Source organism: Marinobacter sp. MIT930201 (assembly GCF_047122665.1).
GTDB classification, from domain to species: domain Bacteria; phylum Pseudomonadota; class Gammaproteobacteria; order Pseudomonadales; family Oleiphilaceae; genus Marinobacter; species Marinobacter salarius.
This window is the reverse complement of the sequence record NZ_CP138916.1, coordinates 3,596,898-3,620,607: the sequence shown is the minus strand read 5'-3', so window position 1 is coordinate 3,620,607 and position 23,710 is coordinate 3,596,898. Positions and strand designations below refer to the sequence as shown.

Annotated in this window: 21 protein-coding genes; 2 read left to right on the top strand and 19 right to left on the bottom strand. The window is 51.6% G+C overall.

Features of this window, described 5'->3' with window-relative positions:
• Nucleotides 1-41: 41 nt before the first annotated feature.
• Nucleotides 42-902, bottom strand: a complete 861-nt coding sequence (locus SIC19_RS16490) for a hypothetical protein (protein WP_036210042.1) — start codon at nt 900-902, stop codon at nt 42-44.
• Nucleotides 903-1,048: 146 nt separating this feature from the next.
• Between SIC19_RS16490 and SIC19_RS16485 the strand changes: the two genes are divergently transcribed.
• Nucleotides 1,049-2,077, top strand: a complete 1,029-nt coding sequence (locus tag SIC19_RS16485) for a response regulator (RefSeq protein ID WP_289600005.1) — start codon at nt 1,049-1,051, stop codon at nt 2,075-2,077.
• Between the two features lie 2 nt (nt 2,078-2,079).
• Nucleotides 2,080-3,045, top strand: a complete 966-nt coding sequence (locus SIC19_RS16480; protein ID WP_075196461.1) for a sensor domain-containing diguanylate cyclase — start codon at nt 2,080-2,082, stop codon at nt 3,043-3,045.
• Nucleotides 3,046-3,094: 49 nt separating this feature from the next.
• Here the strand turns inward: SIC19_RS16480 and SIC19_RS16475 are convergent, their stop codons facing one another.
• The 18 genes from SIC19_RS16475 to SIC19_RS16390 form a co-directional block, all read right to left on the bottom strand.
• Nucleotides 3,095-3,463: a histone-like nucleoid-structuring protein, MvaT/MvaU family gene (locus SIC19_RS16475; protein WP_007154106.1), complete on the bottom strand. Its 369-nt coding sequence runs from the start codon at nt 3,461-3,463 to the stop codon at nt 3,095-3,097.
• Nucleotides 3,464-3,705: 242 nt separating this feature from the next.
• Nucleotides 3,706-4,968: a Vi polysaccharide biosynthesis UDP-N-acetylglucosamine C-6 dehydrogenase TviB gene (gene tviB, locus SIC19_RS16470; protein ID WP_289600010.1), complete on the bottom strand. Its 1,263-nt coding sequence runs from the start codon at nt 4,966-4,968 to the stop codon at nt 3,706-3,708.
• Nucleotides 4,969-5,002: 34 nt separating this feature from the next.
• Entirely contained in the window at nt 5,003-6,400 is a 1,398-nt protein-coding gene (locus SIC19_RS16465) for an MBL fold metallo-hydrolase RNA specificity domain-containing protein (RefSeq protein WP_289600012.1), read from the bottom strand.
• 55 nt (nt 6,401-6,455) lie between these two features.
• Nucleotides 6,456-8,225 (bottom strand): SLC13 family permease, encoded by a 1,770-nt coding sequence (locus tag SIC19_RS16460; protein WP_412535544.1) that lies wholly within the window; start codon nt 8,223-8,225, stop codon nt 6,456-6,458.
• A gap of 6 nt (nt 8,226-8,231) precedes the next feature.
• On the bottom strand, nt 8,232-8,852 hold the full coding sequence (gene cysC, locus SIC19_RS16455) for an adenylyl-sulfate kinase (protein WP_278367153.1): 621 nt from the start codon (nt 8,850-8,852) through the stop codon (nt 8,232-8,234).
• Between the two features lie 34 nt (nt 8,853-8,886).
• Nucleotides 8,887-10,869, bottom strand: coding sequence for a polysaccharide biosynthesis protein (locus tag SIC19_RS16450; protein WP_278367154.1), 1,983 nt, complete (start codon nt 10,867-10,869; stop codon nt 8,887-8,889).
• Between the two features lie 204 nt (nt 10,870-11,073).
• A complete protein-coding gene (locus SIC19_RS16445) occupies nt 11,074-11,700 on the bottom strand; it encodes a YdcF family protein (RefSeq protein ID WP_278367155.1) in 627 nt (208 codons plus the stop codon).
• A 231-nt stretch (nt 11,701-11,931) separates the two neighbouring features.
• Nucleotides 11,932-13,107, bottom strand: a complete 1,176-nt coding sequence (locus tag SIC19_RS16440; protein WP_278367157.1) for a DegT/DnrJ/EryC1/StrS family aminotransferase — start codon at nt 13,105-13,107, stop codon at nt 11,932-11,934.
• Between the two features lie 25 nt (nt 13,108-13,132).
• Nucleotides 13,133-13,753 carry an acetyltransferase gene (locus SIC19_RS16435; protein ID WP_278367159.1) on the bottom strand — a complete coding sequence of 207 codons (621 nt, stop codon included), beginning with the start codon at nt 13,751-13,753 and terminating at the stop codon, nt 13,133-13,135.
• Nucleotides 13,753-14,349 carry a sugar transferase gene (locus SIC19_RS16430; protein WP_278367160.1) on the bottom strand — a complete coding sequence of 199 codons (597 nt, stop codon included), beginning with the start codon at nt 14,347-14,349 and terminating at the stop codon, nt 13,753-13,755. Before SIC19_RS16430 ends, SIC19_RS16435 begins: the two co-directional genes overlap by 1 nt.
• Before the next feature lie 9 nt (nt 14,350-14,358).
• A complete protein-coding gene (locus SIC19_RS16425) occupies nt 14,359-15,522 on the bottom strand; it encodes a glycosyltransferase (RefSeq protein ID WP_278367162.1) in 1,164 nt (387 codons plus the stop codon).
• Nucleotides 15,523-15,536: 14 nt separating this feature from the next.
• Entirely contained in the window at nt 15,537-16,667 is a 1,131-nt protein-coding gene (wecB, locus tag SIC19_RS16420) for a non-hydrolyzing UDP-N-acetylglucosamine 2-epimerase (protein WP_278367163.1), read from the bottom strand.
• Between the two features lie 19 nt (nt 16,668-16,686).
• Nucleotides 16,687-17,805 carry a UDP-2-acetamido-2,6-beta-L-arabino-hexul-4-ose reductase gene (gene wbjC / locus SIC19_RS16415; RefSeq protein WP_278367164.1) on the bottom strand — a complete coding sequence of 373 codons (1,119 nt, stop codon included), beginning with the start codon at nt 17,803-17,805 and terminating at the stop codon, nt 16,687-16,689.
• Nucleotides 17,806-17,808: 3 nt separating this feature from the next.
• Nucleotides 17,809-18,846: a polysaccharide biosynthesis protein gene (locus tag SIC19_RS16410; protein ID WP_278367165.1), complete on the bottom strand. Its 1,038-nt coding sequence runs from the start codon at nt 18,844-18,846 to the stop codon at nt 17,809-17,811.
• Between the two features lie 12 nt (nt 18,847-18,858).
• A complete protein-coding gene (locus tag SIC19_RS16405) occupies nt 18,859-19,803 on the bottom strand; it encodes a glycosyltransferase (RefSeq protein WP_278367166.1) in 945 nt (314 codons plus the stop codon).
• A gap of 216 nt (nt 19,804-20,019) precedes the next feature.
• On the bottom strand, nt 20,020-20,988 hold the full coding sequence (locus SIC19_RS16400; protein ID WP_278367168.1) for a hypothetical protein: 969 nt from the start codon (nt 20,986-20,988) through the stop codon (nt 20,020-20,022).
• Nucleotides 20,989-21,071: 83 nt separating this feature from the next.
• Nucleotides 21,072-22,214: a glycosyltransferase family 4 protein gene (locus SIC19_RS16395; RefSeq protein ID WP_278367169.1), complete on the bottom strand. Its 1,143-nt coding sequence runs from the start codon at nt 22,212-22,214 to the stop codon at nt 21,072-21,074.
• 48 nt (nt 22,215-22,262) lie between these two features.
• Nucleotides 22,263-23,564, bottom strand: a complete 1,302-nt coding sequence (locus SIC19_RS16390; RefSeq protein ID WP_412535542.1) for an asparagine synthase-related protein — start codon at nt 23,562-23,564, stop codon at nt 22,263-22,265.
• Nucleotides 23,565-23,710 lie beyond the last annotated feature (146 nt).

Below are 23,710 nucleotides of genomic sequence, written 5' to 3'. Positions count from 1 at the left end.
CTCCTGCATTGCGTGAATCGGTCGAATGCAGGGTAGTGTAATCAAAACATCCCGGTACCGCGATCCACGTAATGCGTGCGCTCCCGCTGAACACCGTTCTGCAGTGTCTGCATGTCCAGCGTCATGCTGGTGGGCAGATTCAGGAACACGCCTTCAGGCCCCTGAATGGCGCCAGGGCCTCCCAGGTCCTGCCAGTCCACAGACTCACGCTGGAACGCCAGGAACAGGTCTTCCGTAAAGCCAACCGTGCCATCGCCATTGTCCACACCAATATCCATGGACAGCAGATTGGTCAGCGGCACACATTGACTGCAGGTTCCGTCTTCACCCGCCAGACCGATCTGGGTTGCTCGGTGATTGGTGGCCACTCCTGCATCATCGAACAGCATGGCGTCCACCGGGTTGCCGTCTGCATCGTTGATTTTCAGGTTCAGGTTGCCACTGAAGCTGGCGATCTCGCCAGAAAGCGTGCCCCGAGCCTGGTTCAGACCAAAGCGGAAACCGGAGAGCTGACCATCCCGTTCAGCCAGTTCAAGATAGGGTTCAACACCCTCAAACGGAACCACCTCGTCCACGTTGTAGGTGTTGCCGTCGATCTGGACACGAGTGTCGTCGCGCACGTAGTGGCCGAGCGCGAAATTCTTGATATCGAGATCGGCGCCAGAATCATCCCCGCCCATCACCACACCATCGGCGTTCAGCCGGGTTTCTGCGTCCACGCCCAGTGTCACGCGGGTAAACCGGTGGTTTACTCCATCCACATGATCCACCGTCATCATTGCCTGCCCTTGCACCTGGCTCATTTCCTGTTCGGAAATAGGCTCCAACTCTGCCAGGGCAACAGGCGACATACCCAGACAGATGGTGAGAGGGACAGCATACCAACAAGCATCCTGTCTCATAGTGTTGTGTCTCTGAATCAATTCTTATTATGACCGCAGGAGCACTATATACCAGGCTGCCGAGCCAATAGAGTGAGATAGTTCACAGGGCATAGAATTCACTTCAGGCACTGCTATACTGGGGTTAAATAATAAACGGAGCCCCCATGACCACCCGCGTTCTTATCTGCGACGATTCCTCTCTCGCCCGAAAACAAATGGCGCGCGCTTTACCCAAAAACTGGAACGCTGAAGTTACCTTCGCATTTGATGGCCGCAATGCTCTGGAAAAGCTCCGCGCCGGTGCCGGCGAATTGCTGTTTCTGGACCTCAATATGCCGGAAATGGATGGCTACGAGGTTCTGGACGCCATCAGGAAAGAGGATCTCCCCGTGTTGACGATCGTCGTTTCCGGCGACATCCAACCAGAAGCGCGGGCTCGAGTCCGCAAGCTCGGCGCCATCGAATTCATAAAAAAGCCTACGGACACCGACCTGGTTTTAAAGCTGCTGCAGGACTACGGTTTTCTGCGCCTTGAGGATCTGGTTGAAGAACACGAGCAGAGCGCTGCGTCCGATACCACCAACACCACTTCAACCAGCGCACCGATTAGCCTGAACGACTATCTCCAGGAGATCGCCAACGTTGCCATGGGCCGTTCGTCCGACTTGCTGGCAAGGCTGCTGCGGGTATTCGTCAAACAGCCCATCCCCCGGGTGGAAATGATTGCTCGCTCGGAGCTCAGCATGGCGATTTCGGCCGCCCAGGCGGACAGCAACTACTCCGCTGTCTGCCAGGGATTCACCGGCGCTGGTATTGCGGGGGAAGCCCTTCTGTTGTTTGCCGATGCCAGCTTCAACGATATGGCCGAACTGCTCCATTACGAGGACATGGACACCGAAAGCATTCAGGTAGAGGTGCTCATGGACATGTCCAGCATCCTGTTTGGCGCCTTCCTCAAAGGCATTGGCGACCAGCTGGATCTCAAACTCGGTCTTGGTCACCCAACCGTCCTGGGCCAGCATCGACAGATCGGAGACCTGCTAGAGCACCACAGTACTCGCCACGAAAAGCTGCTGTGTATTGAAATCAGCTATGAACTGGAAGACCGGGAGATCAGTTGCGACATGCTGGTACTGCTGACAGAAGATTCAGTGCCCTTCCTTGAACAACGACTACAGTACCTGGTGGATTAACCATGGCCATTAAAGAGATCGGAGCAAGCACCTTCCACTGGCTGGTGGACATGCTGGAATCGGTGGAAGTCGGCCTGGTGGTTCTGGACCTGGACTTCCGCGTGCAGGCCTGGAATGGCTTCATGGAACACCATAGCGGCATCACCGCCAGCAAGATTCGCGAGCAGGTTCTGTTTGACGTGTTCCCGGACATCCCCAAAGCATGGCTGACCCGCAAGGTCGACTCAGTCGCCATGCTAAACACCCGGGCATTCACCTCCTGGGAACAGCGCCCTTACCTGTTCCGCTTTCGCAACACGCGCCCGATAACCGGCACGGAAGACTTCATGTACCAGAATCTGACCATCAGCCCTCTCTCCGGGCCAGACGGCCAGGTCGAGAAAATCTGCCTGATGGTCTACGACGTCACCGACATCGCCACTAGCAAACGGGCACTGGAAACCGCCAACGAACAACTGGCCAAGCTGAGCATGACCGACCGCCTGACCGGCCTGCTCAACCGTGGTACCTGGGAAAACCTGATCGACGCCGAATACGAACGCTACCGCCGTTATGGTCACAACACCTGCCTGATCATGTTCGACATAGACCACTTCAAAGCGGTGAACGATACCTACGGCCACCTGGCGGGTGACGAAGTCATCAAGTACACCGCCAAGGTTATGAAAGACAACCTGCGCCAGTCCGACAGCCCCGGCCGCTACGGTGGCGAGGAGTTCGGCATCATCCTGCCGGAAACCGATGCCGAAGGCGCCAGGGTGATTTGCGAGCGCATAAGGGAGGCCATACAGAACAGCACGGTTCAAACCACGGCAGCACCGATCCAGTACACCGTCAGCATTGGCATCGCTCCCTTAACGGATAGGCCGGAGAATCATATGCAGTGGTTACAGCAGGCGGATGAAGCGTTGTACGCCGCCAAGGAAGGGGGAAGAAACCGGGTGGTGGTATTCGGGGAGCAATCGTAGGTCGGATTACGCAAAGCCGTAATCCGACACCACGTTAAAAACGACTCAATCAGTCCTGCTGCCAGCTCTGCACAGTTTCTTTTCCATGCTTCTGACGCCACTCGTTCAATACCTTGTGGTTCCCACCACGCGTCTTGACCACTTCACCGGTGTTCGGGTTCTTGTAGGTCTTCATGGGGCGTTTGGGGCGGCTGCCGCTGGCTGTGTCGGCCTTGGCTCCTGAAATGGACGGATCAATGGCGCCCAGAATCTGCAGAACGTCTTTTGGCGACTTGTCATACTTCTTCATCAGGTCGCGAACCTTGTTTTCAAACTCAAGCTCGCTTTTCAGCGCCTGGTCCTGCTCCAGTTTCGCCAGTTCTTCAGAGAGCTTTTCCATAAGCTGTTTTTTCTGGTAGTAATCGTTAATCTTTGCCATGGATACAAACCCTTATTTAATTAACTGCTATTGATTTGCCGATATTCGAAGGCCGCAATTAGTTCAGACAACCAAGCACGGAACCTGCGAATGGATAATTTTTGAATATGACGGTTATGACTGAAAGTCACGAGAAATAGTAATCCATAAAACAGACCATGGCAAAATAATTCATTTACGGAAAAGTAACCCAAAAAAAACCAGCCCGCAGGCTGGCTTTTTTACTTAAATAGCCAAAGCGTTTATAAACGCAAATCAGCTTCACCCAGTGGCAATACACCTTTCAGATCAAACAAAACCCCATTGTCTTTCATATACTCGCGTAGATTATGGGACGAACGCGCCACATACTCCCTATGCGGAACCGCCAGAAGTAACGCATCGTACTGGGTTTTCTCCGGATTCTGGTTCAATGTAATTCCGTATTCGTGCTCAGCCTCTTCATTGTCGGCCCAGCAATCCGTTACATCCACCTTGCAACCAAATTCAGACAACTCCTTAACCACATCAATAACGCGAGTATTACGTAAATCGGGGCAGTTCTCCTTAAAAGTAAAGCCCATGATCAACACCCGAGCGTTGGCAACCGTATGCCCGGCCTTGATCATCGCCTTCACCAATTCAGACGCTGCATACGGGCCCATGTTGTCGTTGACGCGGCGGCCAGACAGGATAATTTCCGGATGATAGCCAATGGCCTGGGCCTTGTGAGTCAGATAGTAAGGGTCCACGCCAATACAGTGCCCGCCAACCAATCCCGGTTTGAACGGGAGGAAATTCCACTTGGTCGATGCGGCAGCAATCACTTCGTGAGTATCAATTTTAAGCTTGGAAAAAATCATTGATAACTCATTCATTAGCGCAATGTTCAAATCACGCTGGGTATTCTCAATCACCTTGGCAGCCTCGGCCACCTTAATGGAACTGGCCTTGTGAGTACCAGCGGTAATAATACCGGCATAAATCGCGTCCACTTCATCGGCGATGGCCGGCGTAGAGCCGGAAGTTACCTTTTTAATGGTGGTAACACGATGTTCTTTATCACCCGGGTTAATCCGCTCGGGGCTGTAACCGGCGTGGAAGTCCTGATTGAAAACAAGACCAGATACTTTTTCCAGAATGGGAACGCAGACTTCTTCCGTTGCCCCCGGATAAACCGTGGACTCATAAATAACAATATCGCCACGCTTGAGCACGCTCCCCACACTCTCACTGGCTTTTACCAGCGGTGTTAAGTCCGGGGATTTGAACTCATCAATTGGTGTGGGCACAGTCACAATATAGATCTGGCAATCGCGAATACCGTCCAGGGAGTCGGCAAACGACAACCCTTTTGAAGCCGCCAGCTCTTCGCGGGAAACCTCACGGGTAAAATCCACGCCATCTTTTAGTTCGGCTATTCGCTTTACGTTGATATCAAAACCAACAACGTCCCGCTTTTCCCCAAATGCGGCGGCCAAAGGCAAACCGACATATCCCAGGCCGACGACGGCGATCTTTTTCATGATTCCAACAATCCTTTAATAACAAATAACTGGTTTACGCCAAACCTGGGATCATTATCCCCGTTAGTCCGGCGGAATGAAATTGGCTTTTCAACGATTCTTTGGCTTTCGCATCACCATGCACAATCCTGATCTCCGTTGGTGGCGACTCAATTCCGCTTACGAACCGCAGCAAATCCGATTGCCCCGCATGGGCGGAGTAACCACCCACTTGATGAACCCGGGCGCGAATATCGTAACGCTGGCCGTCAAACTCCACCCAGCCACCACGAGGCCCATAGGCGAGAATATCCCTGCCCGGCGTACCCTTGGCCTGATAGCCCACGAACAACACATCGTTGCGTTCATCCGCCAGCATGGCCTTCAGGTAGTTCACCACCCTGCCCCCTGCACACATGCCAGAGCCAGCAAGCACCACGCAGGGGCGGTGTGACTTTGCCAGATAATCCACGGCATTGAGGTGGTCTTCATGGCTGTTGATCAGCGTGAGTTGTTCGAACGAGAGCGGGTGCCTGCCCTGACTGACCAATTCGGTGGCTTCAGCGTCCCAGAAAGGCTTTAGGTCCCGGTAGATACGGGTAAAAGTGGCGGCCAGAGGCGAGTCCACAACGATCTCGAGATCCCGCCAAGGCAAGTCCGGCCCGACTTCATCGCTGCCGAACTCATGAATCAGACTTTCAAGTTCATACAGCAGATCCTGCGTACGCCCAATGCTGAACGCCGGCACCAGAACCATCCCGCCGTCCTCAAGGGCGTGCTCCAGCACCGCCTTGAGACGATAACGACGCTCTTCCCGGCTCTCGTGGTCCTTATCGCCGTAGGTGCTTTCAATCACCAACCTATCAGCACGCTCCGGCGGCTGTGGCTCAGGCAACAGTGGCGCATGGGAAGCCCCAAGGTCACCACTGAACACGACACGCTCGAACTCGCCATCGCTCTCCGCTTCGCACTCCACATAAGCCGAACCAAGAATATGCCCGGCCCTCTGCAACCGAACGGAAAGCGACTCATCCTTGCCATCGAACACCGAATGCCATTGCTCGTAGGGCACCGGCACAAGACGGGATCGAATCAACCCAAGCACCCTCTCAATCAGGGCTCGGTCCCGGGTGAAGCCAATCTTCAGGGCATCCTCAAGAATCTCCGGCAACATAATGGCCGATGGCTCCGAACAGATAATCGGCCCGTCAAACCCGGCAGCCAGAAGATAGGGAATGCGACCGACGTGGTCGATGTGCACATGGGTGACCACCAGCGCACGGATATGGCTAATGGAGAAATCAACGGCGAGATTCGACGCACTCGCGCCGTTACCGGCTTCCGCGCCCTGGAACAGGCCGCAATCAATCAGAATGCCGGAACGGCCAACGACCAACTCGTGGCAAGAACCGGTTACACCTGACACCGCTCCGTGGTGTTTTATATCGATCATTCAACACATCCTTGTTATTCACAATTCGCTTTCTGCCAGTATATTCCCAAACAGCTCAAAACCCCCAGACAAACGGGATCAAACCGATAGCAGTTGAGCCTACGAGCAGGCTCAACGGAAAGCCCAAACGCACGTAATCCATGAACTGGTAGCGGCCGGGGCCATAAACCATGAGATTGGTCTGATAACCCAGAGGCGTAATAAACGACGCCGAAGCAGCGAACATCACGGCCACGGCAAACGGCAGGAAATGAACGCCTAATTGTTCAGACACCGCCAACGCAATCGGAAACATCAGCACCGCTGCCGCGTTGTTGGTGATAGCTTCGGTAAAGGCAGCGGTGAGGATATACACCAACGCCAGAGCGAGCCAAGGCGTGAGCGGGCCGAACAGGCCCAGCAGGCTGGCGGCTACCCACTCGGCCCCACCGGTTTCCGTCATGGCATTGCCTAGCGCAAAAGAGGCCGAAATCACCACCAGTACTGGCAAATCCACACTCCGGCGGGCACGGCTGGCCGTAATGCACCCAGTGACAATCATTGCGCCCGCGGCCAGGAAGGCCGCCTCTATAATCTGTAATAGCCCGGTAGCACTGGCCACAACCATCAACAACAAGATTCCCAGCGCCCGGGGCGCCCGGTGAAAATCCGGTGGCGTGGAATCGTTCAGGGCGCTGACCAACAAAAAGTCCCGGCGGAAGCGGTACTGCTCTACAAATTGGTGGCTGGCCTCCAATAAAAGGGTATCGCCCATCCGGAAGGTGATATCCCCCAGTTTACCAGGCACCCTACTCCCCTCACGCGAAACTGAGAGAATCGCGGCGTTAAAGCGAGTACGGAAACGGCTTTCCCGCACGGTCTTCCCCAGAGCCGTGAATTCCTGTCCCAGCACCACTTCCACCAGGCAGCGCTGATGGTTCGCCAGATCCAGCTTCTGGATACTGGCATGGGCTGGTTTCAGGCCTTGAATCCGACGCAATTCACTGGCGCATTCCGGCGCGCCCACAAAATACAACTTATCCCCCGGCTGCAGCATCCGATCCGGCTCTACTGCCGTAATCAGCCGGCCACCCCGGTCAATCTCCGTCAGGTAACCATAGTTGAGCGCACGTAAACCCGCTTGGGCCACGGTTTTGCCCACCAATGGGCCTTCCGCGTCCACTTCCACTTCTACGCCGTATTCCCGAACCTGCTCCAGCTCTTCTCGCATGCCGCCACGGTCGGGCAGTATCCGGGAGGCCACCAACACCAGATAGCAACCGCCCACCAACAATAGCGGCACCCCCACCCAGGCCAACTCAAATAACCCCAGATGAACCCCCAGGCGCGCCTGCAGCATACCGTCCACCACCAGGTTGGTACTGGTGCCAATCAACGTGCAGGTACCGCCCAGAATGGCGGCGTAGCTCAAGGGTAAGAGAAGGCGGGAGGAAGGAATACCCAGGCGTTGGGCCCAGTCCTGGATGGCGGGGATGAACATGGCAACAACGGCCGTATTATTCATAAAACCACTGAGGATACCGGTCGGCGCCAGCATCCGAAGTTGCGCGCCTTTTTCGGTCTTCGGATGCCCGAGTAGCAAACGGGCAATCCACTGCACGGCGCCCGTTTCTTTCAGGCCGGCAGCCACCACATAGAGCGTCGCGATGGTAATCACACCCGGGTTTGCGAACCCTGCCAACGCATCCGCCGGCCCCAGAATGCCGGTAATCAACAGGAACGCCAGGGCCGCCATCAGCACCAGATCGGCAGACACTCGTGTAACCACCAATGCTGCCAGAACCGAGAACAAGGTAAGCAGGGTAACAATGGCTTCCCACGCCATAGGCGCTTACGCTCCGGTGGCTTGTGGTGACGCAAAGATCAATTGCCGGTCCAGAAGGTAGCTGATCAAGCGGTTCACACAATCATCCACTGACATCTGCGACGTATCCAGGCGCACTTCCGGGCGCTCGGGCGCCTCATAGGGGGAATCGATACCCGTAAAGTGTTTGATTTTGCCCGCCCTGGCTTTTTCATAAAGACCCTTTGGATCCCGCTCTTCACACGTCTGAAGCGGGGTATCCATGAACACCTCAATGAACTCACCCGCCGGAAACAGGTTACGCACCAAGCGCCTGTCGGTGGTAAAGGGGGAAATGAACGCACTGAGCACAATCATCCCAGCATCTGTGAACAGCTTACTCACCTCACCTATACGACGAATATTCTCAACCCGGTCCTCATCGGAAAAGCCAAGATCTTTGTTCAGACCATGGCGCACGTTGTCTCCATCCAACAGAAAGGTGTGGTAACCGCGCTCAAACAGAGCCACGTCCAGCGCATTGGCAATAGTGGACTTGCCGGAACCACTCAGGCCCGTAAACCACAACAGGCACGGGCTCTGGTTCTTGATGGAAGCGCGATCAGCACGGGTGACTTTCTGGTGATGCCAGACGATATTTTCAGACATGAAACAGCAACCTTGCTCTTGAAACTTGTTTTTCCTACACCGATAACCGGTGCACTTTATCACCCTGGCGGTCCGCAGCCACCACATCGGACTGCCCATTGCACCACACCAGATCCTCCAGATTGCCGTTGGGTGCATACCCCGTTTTGGCATTCTTCAACACTTCGACAATCGCACCACAATCAAAGGCTTGGCTGGCCCGCTGCAACTGACTGAGGAAGTCTTCTACCTGCTCCCAGGGAAGATAAACTTCCCGTGCCATCATGATTCGTGGGTGCGAAGTACCTTGCGGATCGTCACCAATCAACAGTTCTTCATACAGCTTTTCCCCAGGGCGAAGGCCGCTAAAGGTCACCTCAATATCACCTGCGGGATTGCTTTCCGTTTTCTCTTCCAGCCCCATGAGGTGAATCATCTTGCGGGCCAGGTCCGCAATCTTCACCGGCTCGCCCATATCCAACACAAACACCTCGCCACCCAAGCCAATACTGCCGGCCTGGAGAACCAGTTGGCTGGCTTCAGGAATGGTCATGAAGTACCGGATAATGTCCGGATGGGTAACGGTAACCGGGCCACCATCGCGAATCTGATCCCGGAAAAGCGGAACTACGGAGCCAGAAGAACCAAGCACGTTGCCGAAACGCACCATGGAGAACACCGTCTTTTTCTGCCGCTGTGCCAACGCCTGCAGCACCAGTTCCGCCAACCGCTTGCTGGCCCCCATCACATTGGTGGGACGAACCGCCTTGTCCGTGGAAATCAGCACAAAACGCTCAACACCGGCTGCAATCGCCGCTTCCGCCGTGTGCCATGTGCCAAATACATTGTTCTGCACACCCTCGATCACATTGTGCTCAACCAGCGGCACATGCTTGTAAGCGGCGGCATGGTAAACCGTCTGCACACCGAACGCCCGCATCGCCGATTCACACCGGCGGCGGTGGCTCACATTGCCAAGCAGTGGGTGTAGCTCTACATCAAGCCCCTCGATGCGGTTAATGACACTCAGTTCCCGCTCAATGGCGTACAGGGAAAACTCTGACTGATCAAAAAGAACCAAAACACGCGGGCGATGGCGAATAATCTGGCGGCACAGCTCAGAACCAATCGAACCACCTGCACCAGTCACCATCACGGATTTTTGATACAGACTCTTGGCAACAACAGCCGAATCCGGCCGAACCGGATCCCGCCCCAACAGATCCTCAATCTCCAGATCTCGAATGTCATTAATCCGAGCCTGGCCAGCCACCAACTCAGACATGGAGGGAACGGTCTGAACAGGAATAGACAACGGCTCCAGTTGTTTCAGCAGTTTCTTGCGGTCAACCTGTGAATGCTCATCCAGTGCCAGCAATATCCGCTGCACACGGTGCTTAGGCATATGCTTGGCGATGTGATTAATGCTGACGACGGGCAAGCCATTGATCATGGACTTGTGGTTGGCCCGGTCAAACGTCACAAACACCACCGGCCGGTACTCCGTGCCCTGCTCCAGCGCAGACGCCAATTGCATGCCGGTTTCGCCCGCACCGACAATGGCAACGGCTTCCTTCGCCATCTGCTTGGGGTGGTTTACGATCATCCGCACACCCATACGGGTGCCGCTTACAAAAAGGAAAGCCAGGGCACCATAAATGATGGGCACAGAACGGGGCACGAACACCTGCAACAGATAGCCCAAAACAATCAGGGTGGTTGCAGAAGCCACCACCCCGTAGATGATGGTCAGAAAAGCCCTGTCCCCAAGATAGCGGATAACTGCCCGATACAATCCGAGGCGAATGAACACCGCAATCGTAAACACCACCGTAATCGCTGCCACCGTCAACTGCTCCTGGGTTGGCAACCACAGGTGCTGCTCCAATCGCAGCGAAAATGCGGCCCAGATGGCAAAAAACAGAACAAACGCATCTGAAAGTACAGAGACTACCCGCTTCTGGAACCGGGGAAGGTTCAGAAAGGCCTTAACAACAGGATTACTGCCCGAGTGTTTATTCCGTTTATCCCCGTTCACAAGATATCTCCCTCACCATACGGAGTGAAATGCCCAACAGCCACCCACGGGCCTGATCCCAAATCAGAAAACCACCCCTCTTCAAAAAATGACGAACCCAGCATCGAGTATAGGAGGGAGTTGCAATAATCGCGGAATTAAACATTTGAAACCCATCAGACCCAAAACTGAGGCAATTCAACATTGCGTCACGTCGCAAAACCATTATCGACCCACCAACCGCCCCACGATCTCTTTAATCGCCCGGCTGCTCCCATCCAACGCATCGGTGCTCGGCAACCAGTTGCGCCAGGCCGGGATGGCTTGCACCTCGTGATCCGTCGCAGCCGGAATCACCTCCAACCCCTGGGCCTCAAACAGCGCTTTGGAACGAGGCATGTGTATAGCAGAGGTTACCAGCAAAATACGATCAATCCCTCGCCTTGCAAGAATATCCGCGGTAAAGACCGCATTCTGAGAGGTATTCCGGCTACGCTCTTCCAGCACCATGGCAGAATCAGGCACACCCAGTGCACTCATAAACCGGCGCATGGCCTCGGCGGAAGAGGTCGCCCGATATTGCGGATCATGCCCGCCGGTCAGGATCAGCAACGGAGCCTTACCGTCTTGATACAACCGAGCACCGTGCCATTCCCGGTCCGAGGCTGCGCTAAGATTCGGGTATTGCTCACCGTAACTCAGGGGCGACGTGCCCCCGCCCAGCACCACAATCGCCCCCGCTTCCGGCATGGCGCTAACATTCACCGCCGGGTGCTGATTTTCCAGGTAACCGCGTATCGCATTGCTGGTCACCGGCAAAGACCAGATCAACAGCCAAGCAACGGACACCATCCCGAGACCAAAAGCCAAACGGTGTCGGCTCGCCAACCCCAGAACCACTGCCAGAAGACCACCAAATATTGCAGTACCTAGCGGGGAAATAAGTGCTATCGCGAACTTGGAGACTATAAAGATACTACTATCTCCCCAAGCCGAAAGATGCGCACCCACATGCTTTCGTGACCATAACCAAGCTCCATCCCATCGGTGACTGTCAGTTCGTGTCTGTAACTGAATTCATTCTTAAGTTATAGCTCGACCCATAACTTCAGTAAGCACAGAACAAGTCTTGTCAATCTCGGCGTCTGTTAACGTCGGATGCACCAGAAACATCAAACTCGTCTCTCCAAGCTCCTGGGCCACTGGCAACCTCTCCTTTGGCCGCCAGTCGGTGCCATCAAACGCTTTCTCCAGATACACCTCAGAACACGAACCGGAGAAGCAGGGTACGCCTGCATCTACAATTTCTTGTTGGACGCGTTCTCGATTCCAGCCGTCGGCCAGTTGCTCTGACTCCACGAATACGTAGCACTTGTATGCTGCATGCTCTATATCAACTGGCAACTCCGGTACGCGTAGCCCCGGCAACTGACGGGCTGTTTGCCAAATAGCATTAGCGTTGCGGTGGCGGGCGGCGGTCCATTCCGGCATGCGTTGCAGCTGAATACGGCCAATCACGCCCTGCATTTCAGTCATCCGCCAGTTAGTGCCAAAGCTTTCGTGCAGCCATCGGAAGCCAGGAGGGTGATCTCGTTCGTATACAGCATCCCAGCTTTTGCCGTGGTCCTTGAAGGCCCACATACGCTTCCAGAGGTCGCGGTTGTTGGTTGTAACCATGCCGCCCTCCCCGCCAGTGGTCATGATTTTATCCTGGCAGAAAGACCAACAACCAACATGACCAATGGAACCCACGGAACGCCCCTTAAAACGGGCGCCATGGGCCTGGGCACAGTCCTCGATTACGTAAAGGCCGTACTCTTCGGCCAGCGCCATAAAGCCGTCCATCTCGCAGGGCCAGCCTGCCAAATGAACGCAAATGATCGCTTTGGTTCGGGGCGTCATTACCCTGTGTACGGATGCCGGGGTGATGTTCTGGGACTCCGCATCTACATCTGCAAACACCGGCGTAGCACCTGCCGTTACAATGCTGGACACCGACGCCAGAAAGGTGCGCGAGGTAACCACCACCTCGTCCCCCGGGCCAATACCCAGGCCCTTCAGAGCCAGATCCAATGCCAGGGTGCCGTTTGCGAGAGCAATGGCGTATTCCGCATCGGAAAAATCGGCAAACTCACGCTCAAATTCCCGGCATTCGTGGCCGGTCCAATAGTTCACCTTATTAGAAAGCAAAACATCATATACAGCGCTGGCCTCTTCCTGAGTGAAGGAAGGCCAGGGAGAGAAAGGTCCGTTCAGCATTGGCTACCCAGTAATTTTTGAATAATCACTTTGTGCGAACTCGGGCAGGATTACCCACTACAGTCACACCAGAAGACACATCTTTGGTCACCACGGCTCCCATACCAACAATAGAGGCATGTCCGACCGAAACCAGTTGCCTGACGGAGGCGCAAGCACCTACCCAGGCTTGTTGTTCAAGCACTACGCCTCCTGCAAGAACAGCGTTCGGGCTGATGTGGACGAAGTCTCCAATCACACAATCATGCTCAACAACGGCACCAGTGTTCAAGATTACACCGGCACCAATTGAAGCACAGGCATTCACAACCGCGTTCGCAAAAATGACAGTTCCACAACCAATGGCAACATGCGGACTAACAACTGCGGAGGGGTGAACAATACTTACCAGTTTCGCGCCTGCATCAGCCAACTCCGAATGTTTATTTGCGCGAATATGGTTGTTACCAATACCAACAATCACACCATCAAAATCCGACAAATTTTCAAGCAACGCACTAGTACCTCCTTGCACCCTCCAGGGGCCATTTTCTTTAATCCCAGGGTAGGCATCATCAAAAAAGGTAACGCTCTGCCAACCCGCCTGCTCTGCTGAGTCGGCAACCACCTTGCCATGGCCGCTCGCTCCGAGAATGGCAAGATGCATCAGTCTTTATTCCCTGTAAATTTCGACATGGTCGTTTCACCCTCACCGCTGATACCATCACGGACCACCACCTTCTTCACGGTAAGAAACAACACCTTCAAGTCAAGCCAGAACGAACGGTTGTCGACATACCACACATCCAACTTAAACTTGTCTTCCCAAGAAATTGCATTCCGGCCATTTACCTGAGCCCAGCCAGTGATTCCCGGTCGCATCTGATGTCGACGATACTGTTCCTCTGAGTACAGTGGAAGGTATTCCATCAGCAACGGTCTGGGGCCTACCAGACTCATTTGGCCCTTCAGCACGTTCCAGAGCTCTGGCAGTTCATCCAGGCTGGTTGCACGCAAAAATTGTCCGAAGGCAGTCATTCGTTCTGAATCGGGTAAGGAATTGCCCTCTGCATCGACCGCATCTTTCATAGTGCGGAACTTGATCATTTCGAATGGTTTGCCGTGCATGCCGGGACGGATTTGTCGAAAAAGCACCGGCGATCCTAGCTTGCCTCGCACTTGCAAAGCCACAATCAAAATGATTGGAGATAACAGCAGTAAACCCAAGGTGGAACCCGCGATATCAAAAAGTCTCTTTAACATATCCAACTGCTAACCCTTCATCCCTTCAGCGAGGGTCAAATCCAGCAATCGCTTCGCAAAATAAGGAATCTGTAATCGCTCCCGAACGTCCTCCTCAACCGCAAAACTCTCTGACTCTCTATTCTCAAGTGAAAATAAGCACTGAACCAATGCCTCGTGGTCCGCCATACAGACCACACCAACGTTCAGTTCCTCGACCCAACGCGCCACACTGGTTTTTGCCCCACACACGGCAAGAATCCCTGAACCAGACAAAACATAACCAGAGGACTTGCTCGGGAAAGCGTACTTCGTTACTTCGTCATCAATCGGCAGCAATGCCCATCGATGCTGGTTAACCAGCTCGACTGCTTCAGTTGCCGGCACAATGCCGAGGTAATCAACCTGCACATATTCTTCAGCCAGAGCTTTTATGTCCGGGGCATACAAACCGCCACCAGCGAAAGTAAATCTCAGCTTACCCCCTTTATGAAGGTACTCGCGTATTGCCGTCATCAGCAAAGAAATTCGCTGGAGACGACCAGCATTGCCGCAAAAAACGACGTCTCTAGCGCGCTCTTCCATGGGGGCCGGAACTACTTCAAAGGATGGATTATCCAACAGGTAAATGGGGGCGGGGATACCACTGCGCTGTCGGATGTACGCTTTCATCTCCTCAGAGAGCGTAATAATTGCCTTGGCGTGGCGCAGGGTGTGGTTATCAATGCGCTTGAGCAAACCAAACATAACCCCATTCAAAGGCACCACTATGTTCGCTGCCTCAGGGTGAATATCCTGCAAATGGTAAACGTAGTTGGCATTAAACAGCCTGCAATACAAAGAGACAATGAACGGCACCACCACCGGAGGATTGGTAGATACATAAACATTAGCTGGATTTGCTCGTACAAGACTAATGAACGTCCAAAGCATGAAAAAAATGGCTTCCGCCATGCGTTTCACCAGCCCGCTGGCAGAGGTTGTGTAAGACTTGCAGGCACGCACCTGAACGCCTTTCCCCCTGCCCTCCCTGGCAAGCTTTTCAGACAAGTCGCCATCGGCCTGAGTAATTACGCAAACAGAATGTTTTTTGGCTGCCTGTTCGGCAAACTGCAGCAGGCTCTCGCCTATCACCTGGCTTTGTGGCCAGAAACTACGGTTCACAATAGCAAGATCGGTTTTTTTAGATCCCATCAGGGGGAGTTACCTTAATATTGTTTCCAAACCGTCTGCATCACATAGTCACGATAACTATGAAGAATGCGAACCACCTTATCCGCCACATTCGGCATGCTGTAATCAGCCACCAACCGAAGGGAACGTTCATCACCGCGGCCCTGGGTTTCCAGAATGGCCAACCCTTGCAGCACACGCTCCTTGCTCAGGCCGACCATCATGGCGGCCGCTTCTTCCATACCTTCGGGGCGTTCGTGGGCTTCCCGAATATTCAGGGCTGGGAAATTAAGTATCGAAGCTTCTTCGTTAATAGTGCCACTGTCAGACAACACGGCCTTGGCACTTAATTGCAACTTGTTGTAGTCCTTGAAGCCCAGTGGCTTCAAAAGCCGCACATTTTCATGGAACTGGACACCCATAACATCCACCCGTTTCTGGGTTCTGGGGTGCGTAGAAACAATCACCGGAAAGCCATATTGCTCCGCTATGGCATTCAGAGTCTCTACCAGAGCCAGGAAGTTCCTGTCGGAATCCACATTTTCCTCACGGTGAGCGCTGACTACAAAGAACCCCCCCTCCATCAGTCCAAGGCGATCCAATACGTCTGACGCGTCAATGCCTTCGCGGAAGTGGTTAAGCACTTCGTACATAGGACTACCAGTTTTGATCACCCGGTCCGGTGGCAGACCTTCGCGCAACAGATAATCCCGGGCAATGGTGCTGTAGGTAAGGTTGATATCCGCCGTGTGGTCCACAATACGGCGGTTGATCTCCTCCGGCACGCGCATATCGAAACAGCGGTTGCCCGCTTCCATATGGAACGTCGGAATCTTGCGGCGTTTGGCGGAAATAACAGCCATACAGCTGTTGGTGTCGCCCAGTACCAGCAGGGCCTCCGGTTGTTCTTCGGCCAGAACTTTGTCTACAGCGATAATCACATTACCAATGGTCTCCGCACCGCTAGCACCGGCTGCGGCCAAAAAGTGGTCCGGCTTGCGAATGCCCAAATCCTGGAAGAAGATTTCATTCAGCTCGAAATCGTAGTTCTGGCCAGTGTGCACCAGAATATGTTCGCAATGCTCATCCAACCTGGCCATCACACGAGACAGGCGAATAATTTCAGGCCGGGTGCCGACCACGGTCATTACTTTCAGCTTTTTCATACAGTCCTTCAAAATTCGTTCAGGCTTTTGTGCCTACCGGGCAAGCAAAAGTATCCGGATTCTCTCGGTCAAAGATCTCATTGGCCCAAAGCATGCACACCAACTCTTCCTTTCCCACATTCGTTATATCGTGCGTCCAGCCCGGTACCGTTTCCACAATCTCTGGGTTGTTGCCGGAGGTAAACAGCTCATAGAACTCGCCTGTCAGCATGTGACGGAACCGAAAGCAGGCCTCTCCTTTAATCACCAGAAACTTTTCGGTTTTGGAGTGGTGATAGTGGCCACCACGGGTAACATCAGGATGCGCCGTAAAGAACGAAAACTGACCCGCGTCCGGAGTTTTCAACATTTCCACAAACACACCACGCTCATCACCATGCTGAGGCACCGTGTAGGTAAAGCTTTCCGGCGGCAAATAGCTCACGTAGGTAGAATACAATGCCCGAGTAAGCCCTGTGCCCACAGGTTCCGTGACCAGGTTATCCCGGGTAGCCTTGAAGCGCTGCAACTGGTCAGCCAGCTCGCCAACAGAGATCTCATAAACCGGATTCACTTCCGCAAAGGGCATGGAATGCTCTACACCATCCAGCAATGCCACAAAACTCGCCACCACATCGTCAATGTAAACCAGCTTGATCACGGCCTGCGGATCATTGATCTGTACCGGCAAACCCCGAGCGATATTGTGGCAAAACGTAGCGACGGCGGAGTTGTAATTCGGCTGCGCCCACTTGCCGAATACATTTGGGAGGCGATAAATATAAACCGGGCATCCTGAAGAACGATTCAGTTCCAGCAGCGCCTCTTCCGCAGCGCGTTTGCTGGTACCGTAGTCGTTATCCCGTTCCACCTGAATTGAGGACGTATAAACCACCAAAATCTTACGGCCAGTTTCCCTTACTGCATCACATAAAGCCTGAGTGAGGTTAGTATTGCCGGTAACAAATTCCGAAGGATCTTCCGGCCGGTTGATCCCAGCCAAATGAAATACCCAATCCACACCTTCCAGCAAATCGGGCAAATCCGTCTCGCTGTGATTACGCGTGAACGGCACGATCTCTAATCCGCCCCGCTCGCGCAGATGCATTTGTAGATTCTTACCGATGAAACCGTTAGCACCGGTGACCAGTACGCGCATGGCTCAATCCTCCGGGTTGAGGTATTCACCCTGTTCCAGGGCACGAATGAAATCCAGCTTTCGAAGCAGGGTTTGCATACTGGTTACATCCAGGCGTTCGGTATTGTGGGAGTTGTAGTCCTCCGAATGAGAGATCTTCTCCTCACCCTGCTCCACAAACTTTCCATAGTTCAGGTCTCGCAGATCTGGAGGAATGCGGTAGTAATCACCCCGGTCCTCCGCACAGGCCATCTCCTCCCGGCTCAGCAAAACTTCGTAAAGCTTCTCGCCATGGCGAGTACCAATTTCTTGAATAGGGTGATCTGATATACCCATCAAACCCGTCAGGGCGCGGGCCAACGTTTCGATAGTTGCGGCCGGCGCTTTCTGAACAAATAAATCACCGTTGCTGCCGTGTTCGAAGGCGTACAGAACCAGATCCACCGCATCTGCCAGCGTCATCATGAACCGAGTCATGTTCGGATCAGTAACCGTTATAGCCCTGGCCAAACGTATCTGATCCACAAACAATGGGATAACAGAACCTCGAGACGCCATCACGTTGCCATACCTGGTCCCACAGATAACCGTTTTCTCGGGGTCCACGTTACGGGATTTGGCGACCATCACCTTCTCCATCATCGCCTTCGATATCCCCATGGCGTTTATGGGGTATACGGCCTTATCGGTGCTCAGGCAGACCACTCGCTTTACCTCGTTCTGGATAGCCGCTTCCAGCACGTTTTCAGTTCCCAGCACATTGGTTTTCACCGCCTCCATCGGATGGAATTCACAAGACGGAACCTGCTTCAGGGCGGCTGCATGGAAAATGAAATCGACACCCCGGGTGGCACTCAAGAGACTTTGGTAATCGCGTACATCGCCTATGTAGAATTTCAGCTTAGAATGGGAGTAGCGCTTGCGCATGTCATCCTGCTTTTTCTCATCCCGGCTGAAGATGCGAATTTCTTCGATATCGGTATTCAGGAAACGGCTGAGGACGGCGTTGCCGAAGGAGCCGGTGCCGCCGGTGATTAACAGGGTCTTCCTCTTGAAGGGCATGTGGAGTGGTCCTTACTTTTTTTCGTAGGCGTAATTGAATAAAGCGATATTAGCTTCTATGGCATCGGGCTGAACAAATTTGTTTTTAGCCCAGGTGAGCACCCGCTGGCGCATTTTCTGAAGCTCACCAGCGGGCATGGCAGCCAGCTCATCCAGTACCGCACTAAAGGCGCCCGGATTGTTGAGGGGCAGATCCCAACCTATGCCAAGGTTTTGAAGATCTCGCCAAGGGGTGGTGTTTGCGATAAGAATTGGGAGGCCCGCGCAAAGTGCTTCCGCAATCGCATGCCCGTAGTTCTCCCCCTTGGTCGGCAAGAAGAACACATCGTACTTTTCGAGAGTTTTAACAACATCATCGGATCTCAATGGGCCTCTGTGCAGAACGCGAATGTGCGAGGGCAGCCCAGCAATTACCGTCTCACACATTTGCCAGTAATCGTTGTCTTCGATAGGACCATAAATATCATACGCCAGAGGCTGTTGGACCTGTTGTAACATCTCGAGAGCTGCCAACAAATTTTTTTTAGGAGAAATACGTGAAACAAAAACAGCTTTCAAAGGCCCGGCAGTGCGAGACGGCAGTTGTTCTGAAAATTCGGGCGTTCCGATATTTTCCGCAATTTGAATATCGACGCCGTGGCCCAGACTTCTACGAATATCCTCTGCCTCGAAACCGCTGGACGCCTGAAACACAATGCGACGGTGCAAGCCAATTATCTTGAATGCAGCAATAAAAATTCGCTTCTTTATAAATTTAAGTGAAAGCGCGCCCACCGAAAACTCTCCCCGCGGGGCAAGTACTACGGTCTGCCTCAGCAGCACCTTGCCCAGCAAAAGCGGAAAGAACGAGAAGCGCGGGGAAAAAAAACTGTTTAGGTAAATTACATCAAAATCTCTATTAACTAATTGTTGAGCGATCTGTAGGAAGCCAGTTTTCCCGGGTTCAGCGTAGAACACGGATGCGTTCCCTACCTTGTTCCAAGTACCACTGATTATTGAAACGTATGGTGATGTGTCACCCAAGTCTCTATCACTGGTAATAAGTTTAAAGCTAATTTTATCCCCGACTTGTTCGAACAAGTTTTTGACAGTCTTTATAGGCCCCCCACCTTTATAGCCTGGAAGGTAGCTCCCAGAAAAAACTAATACTATCAAACTTCGTCCTCCGATGAGTTATACAAAACCGTGTCCATATATATATATATTATAAACCAAGAAAATAGACTTGAATGAAAAATACACTAATAAGGCAATTGACAACGGGTGACTCAATCTCTTCTCTTTAATAAAAGCAAAAAAAACAAAAAGTACCGCCAAAATATTCACTCTGGAATCACCAAATAAAAAAACTAGGAAAAAGAACGGGGCCAAAGAGCAAGCAATTCTTTTCCAATTTGAAGAAACCAAAACTGAACAAAAAAGCAAAGCAAGGATATTTATAAAATTATACCCATCAAAGTCTTCTTTAAAATAATCTGAAAACTTACCGAATAGCGCGTCCCAAAAAATAATAACCAAAGAAAGAAAGACAAATATTAAAAAAACAAAATATCTAAGCAAGTAAAAACTCAATTTCCCTGAGAAAAAAAGTCTAACTAAATTATTGTACATACTATAAACAAAAGCGCTGGGGACTAAAGAAATAGTTTGAAAGTGCGATACAAGCGCTGACGCAAAAAAAACCCCCTTTAACCAGTTACTAAAAACAATGGAACAAACCATGAAAAAAACACCAAATTTCAACCTCTCCGCTCCAGTCAGCAAGACAAGGACGTAGAAATTTGAGAAGATAAACGGATAAAGAAAAAAATCAACCTTGTAAATTCGAATAACCTTAACAATAAAAAGCAAAAAAATGCAGTTCCAAAAGGAAATGTACGTTAACTTTGAAAAGCCAAGAAAGGATCCAAACCAAAGAAAGAAAATACTTAAAGGATCAGATGCACCAATAACACCTCTAGCGTAAGCGTAGGCTTCAAAATACGAAAGTTCTCTAACTCCCTCATAAAACTTGATGTAATAAACCTGGTCACCCGCTTTGTACCAAGAAAGAAGGAGAAATGACGCAAAAAAGAAAAAAATGGCAAGCACGCCATATATAAATAGATGGTATAATTTATAGGAAAAACTAGACCCTTTCATTCAACATCCATCAACATTGAGAACATTCTAATTAAAACTCATCCAGTTAAACCACGAGTTCAGGAATTAAATTAATAATTCTTCTAATGGGAGCGGTTTGAATCATTTTTTTTTAATAGCTCAAAATATTTTTCAACGTACTGGGAGGCGACCGTGTCCATGGAGAAAATTTTATGGCCCCGAGTATGAAGGTACTGTCCAAATTCTAAATAAAGCTGGGGGTTTTTCACCAACCTTTCAATTTTATCAGCCAAACAGTCGGGATTATAAGGCTCACACAAAAACTGCTCACCAAAGTCGCCAACCTGGCTCCTTACCGAGCCTACGTCTGTTGCTACTACCGGAACTCCGATTGATATTGCCTCCAGGATAACGTTAGACATTCCTTCCTTTTCTGAGGGCAGTACGAGGACATCAGCCGTAGTCAGATGCGAAAAGATATTCGACTGATGGCCCAAAAATGAAATGTTCGCCTCATGGCCAAGCTCCCGGACCAGTGATTGCAATTCATCGCGCAATGGACCATCGCCGACAATCTCTAAATGGAAATGAATACCGCGTCTCGCTAACAGATCGCAAGCGTAGATGAGCTGGTCACAGCATTTTTGGGCGGTTAAACGACCGACAAAGACGAGCTTAACGTAGTTATGATCTATCGACCTGTTTTTTAACGGCCCCATACAGACACCATTTGCAACATGGAATATTCTCTGATTTCCCACGTTAATTGATTCAAGCCTTGCTTTTGTCTTGTTTTCCAGAACGACAAACAGTGACGCCGTGCTGAGGACAACCCTCCAAAACCAGCGGTCGACGGCTCTTAAATTATCCAGTAGATACTCATTGGGAAACTTAAATATTACTTGGTAACCGGCTAACCAGCCAACCAGCGCAGCAAAACGCCCTATTCGGCTCGGCGTATGAATATGAAGTAGATTAAACCGCGAGCGTTTTTTCAATATGGCTAAAAAAACAAATACCAAGGATAAAATAGTATTTGGAACTCGCTCTACATAAACCCCCTCGTAAGGTGCGCTTTTATTTCCGTTGTGGATATACGATAGCGCCTCGACATCAAGACCCATTTCCTTCAGTGCCTTTGCTAACAAATGTGCTTGTTTTTCTTTTCCACCAACAACTGGAGGCGGGTACGCCGCATCAAACATCAGGACGGAAGGCTTTCTTGTTTTATCGGTTTTTATCCTGAAATTATTGAAAGCCTTCATACAATCCCTAACTTAAGTTTCGTGTCTTTAATTTTATTGATTCTGAAGCTAACAGTATTTATTTTTTGAACTGTGTTTTGATATTAAATAAATTCGATAAATTAATTCTGCTGCTAGGGGTGAGTACCGGGAACTGGCCTCTACGGTATGCTTCAATCGCGTAATTACTCTTTCCACCCCTGCTCGACTCCATAACGAACAGTCGTAAATCTCCCGGATGATCACTTCCCAATTTTGAAGCACCACACTACGTGAGTCGTAGGAAAAGCCTTTTTTACCTACTTTGTCTGAGTCGAGACCCATTTTCTCGTTGATGATTTTTCTTAAAATCAACTTATTCTTTAACGTCTTACGATCAAATAAGTAGGGTTCGGGAAGCTTGGCAAAATAATCGGCTATTTTTTCATCACAGAATGGCAAAATCAGTTTGGAACCGATTGTGTCAGAAAAATTTCTCACTTTGCGAATATGCACTTCTGCGGCAGTTCGGGTTGTTAGAACATCGGTTTTAAAATCATAAACATCCCAGTCCTTACGAATTTTCGATTCGTTCTGCCAATAAGAATAAACAGGTACATTGCCGGGGTATATTCTGTTGGCATCTGCCAAGCTAAAGCCCGTCATACCCCACCACTCTGCCGGGGTTTTCAACAACGAATTAAGCATGCTCTCAGATTTGATGTAATTCCGAAGAACCGGCAATCTTGAGGTGAGCTTTGCGAGTTCATTGGTCTTTAATTCGCGCTCAGTAGGTGGCGTAGCCATATATGAATCGTTGCCGCCGCCGTCAATTAAGTTCGCTTCCTGCAATTCCGGTATTTGGACCGCATAAAGCGGGTACGCCAGTGTCACATTATCGGTACAAGGAAACGGAGCATTAGCAAAGTAGTGATCAATCGATTGATGGTGCAGTGGTTGGAGCTGATCCACCTCTTGCAATATGCGATGCTTGAATCCCAACTTCTTGGCAAACTTAGCCGAGATTTCGCTTTCGTCAGCCTGCCCTTTTGACTTATGCGTTATGAGGGTTACGTGTTTTTGCCAGCCAGCTTCAGCGAGAGCCAAAGCTATACTGTTACTGTCTTTACCTGCGCTGTGAAACAGAAAGCTTGGGCGCCGTGGGTCTATCCGGCTGATGGTTGCGGTCGCCAGCATCTCGAGGATCTTGTCCTCATCTGGATCCATTTCTCCCGCTAAACAACGGTTACGGTTCGAAAACGGAAAGTCGTGAGTAAACTCAACTTCCACCATGTCGCCACGACTGAAAATCTTTGCCTCGTCCCCGATTCCCAGAATGTATATTTCTTCATACGATGTCCGGGGTGGCGGGGCTACGCCATTTTGGAGCATGAACGACATGCCCTCGTTTGAGAAAGCAAGCGGCTTGGGTACGCGGCTATCGTCCAATAGCGTTGTGATCGAACGGCTATAAACCAATCTTGACCGGTCTTTGGGCCAGTAAAGGTATATCGGGTGCTCTCCCGCCAAGTCTCCCT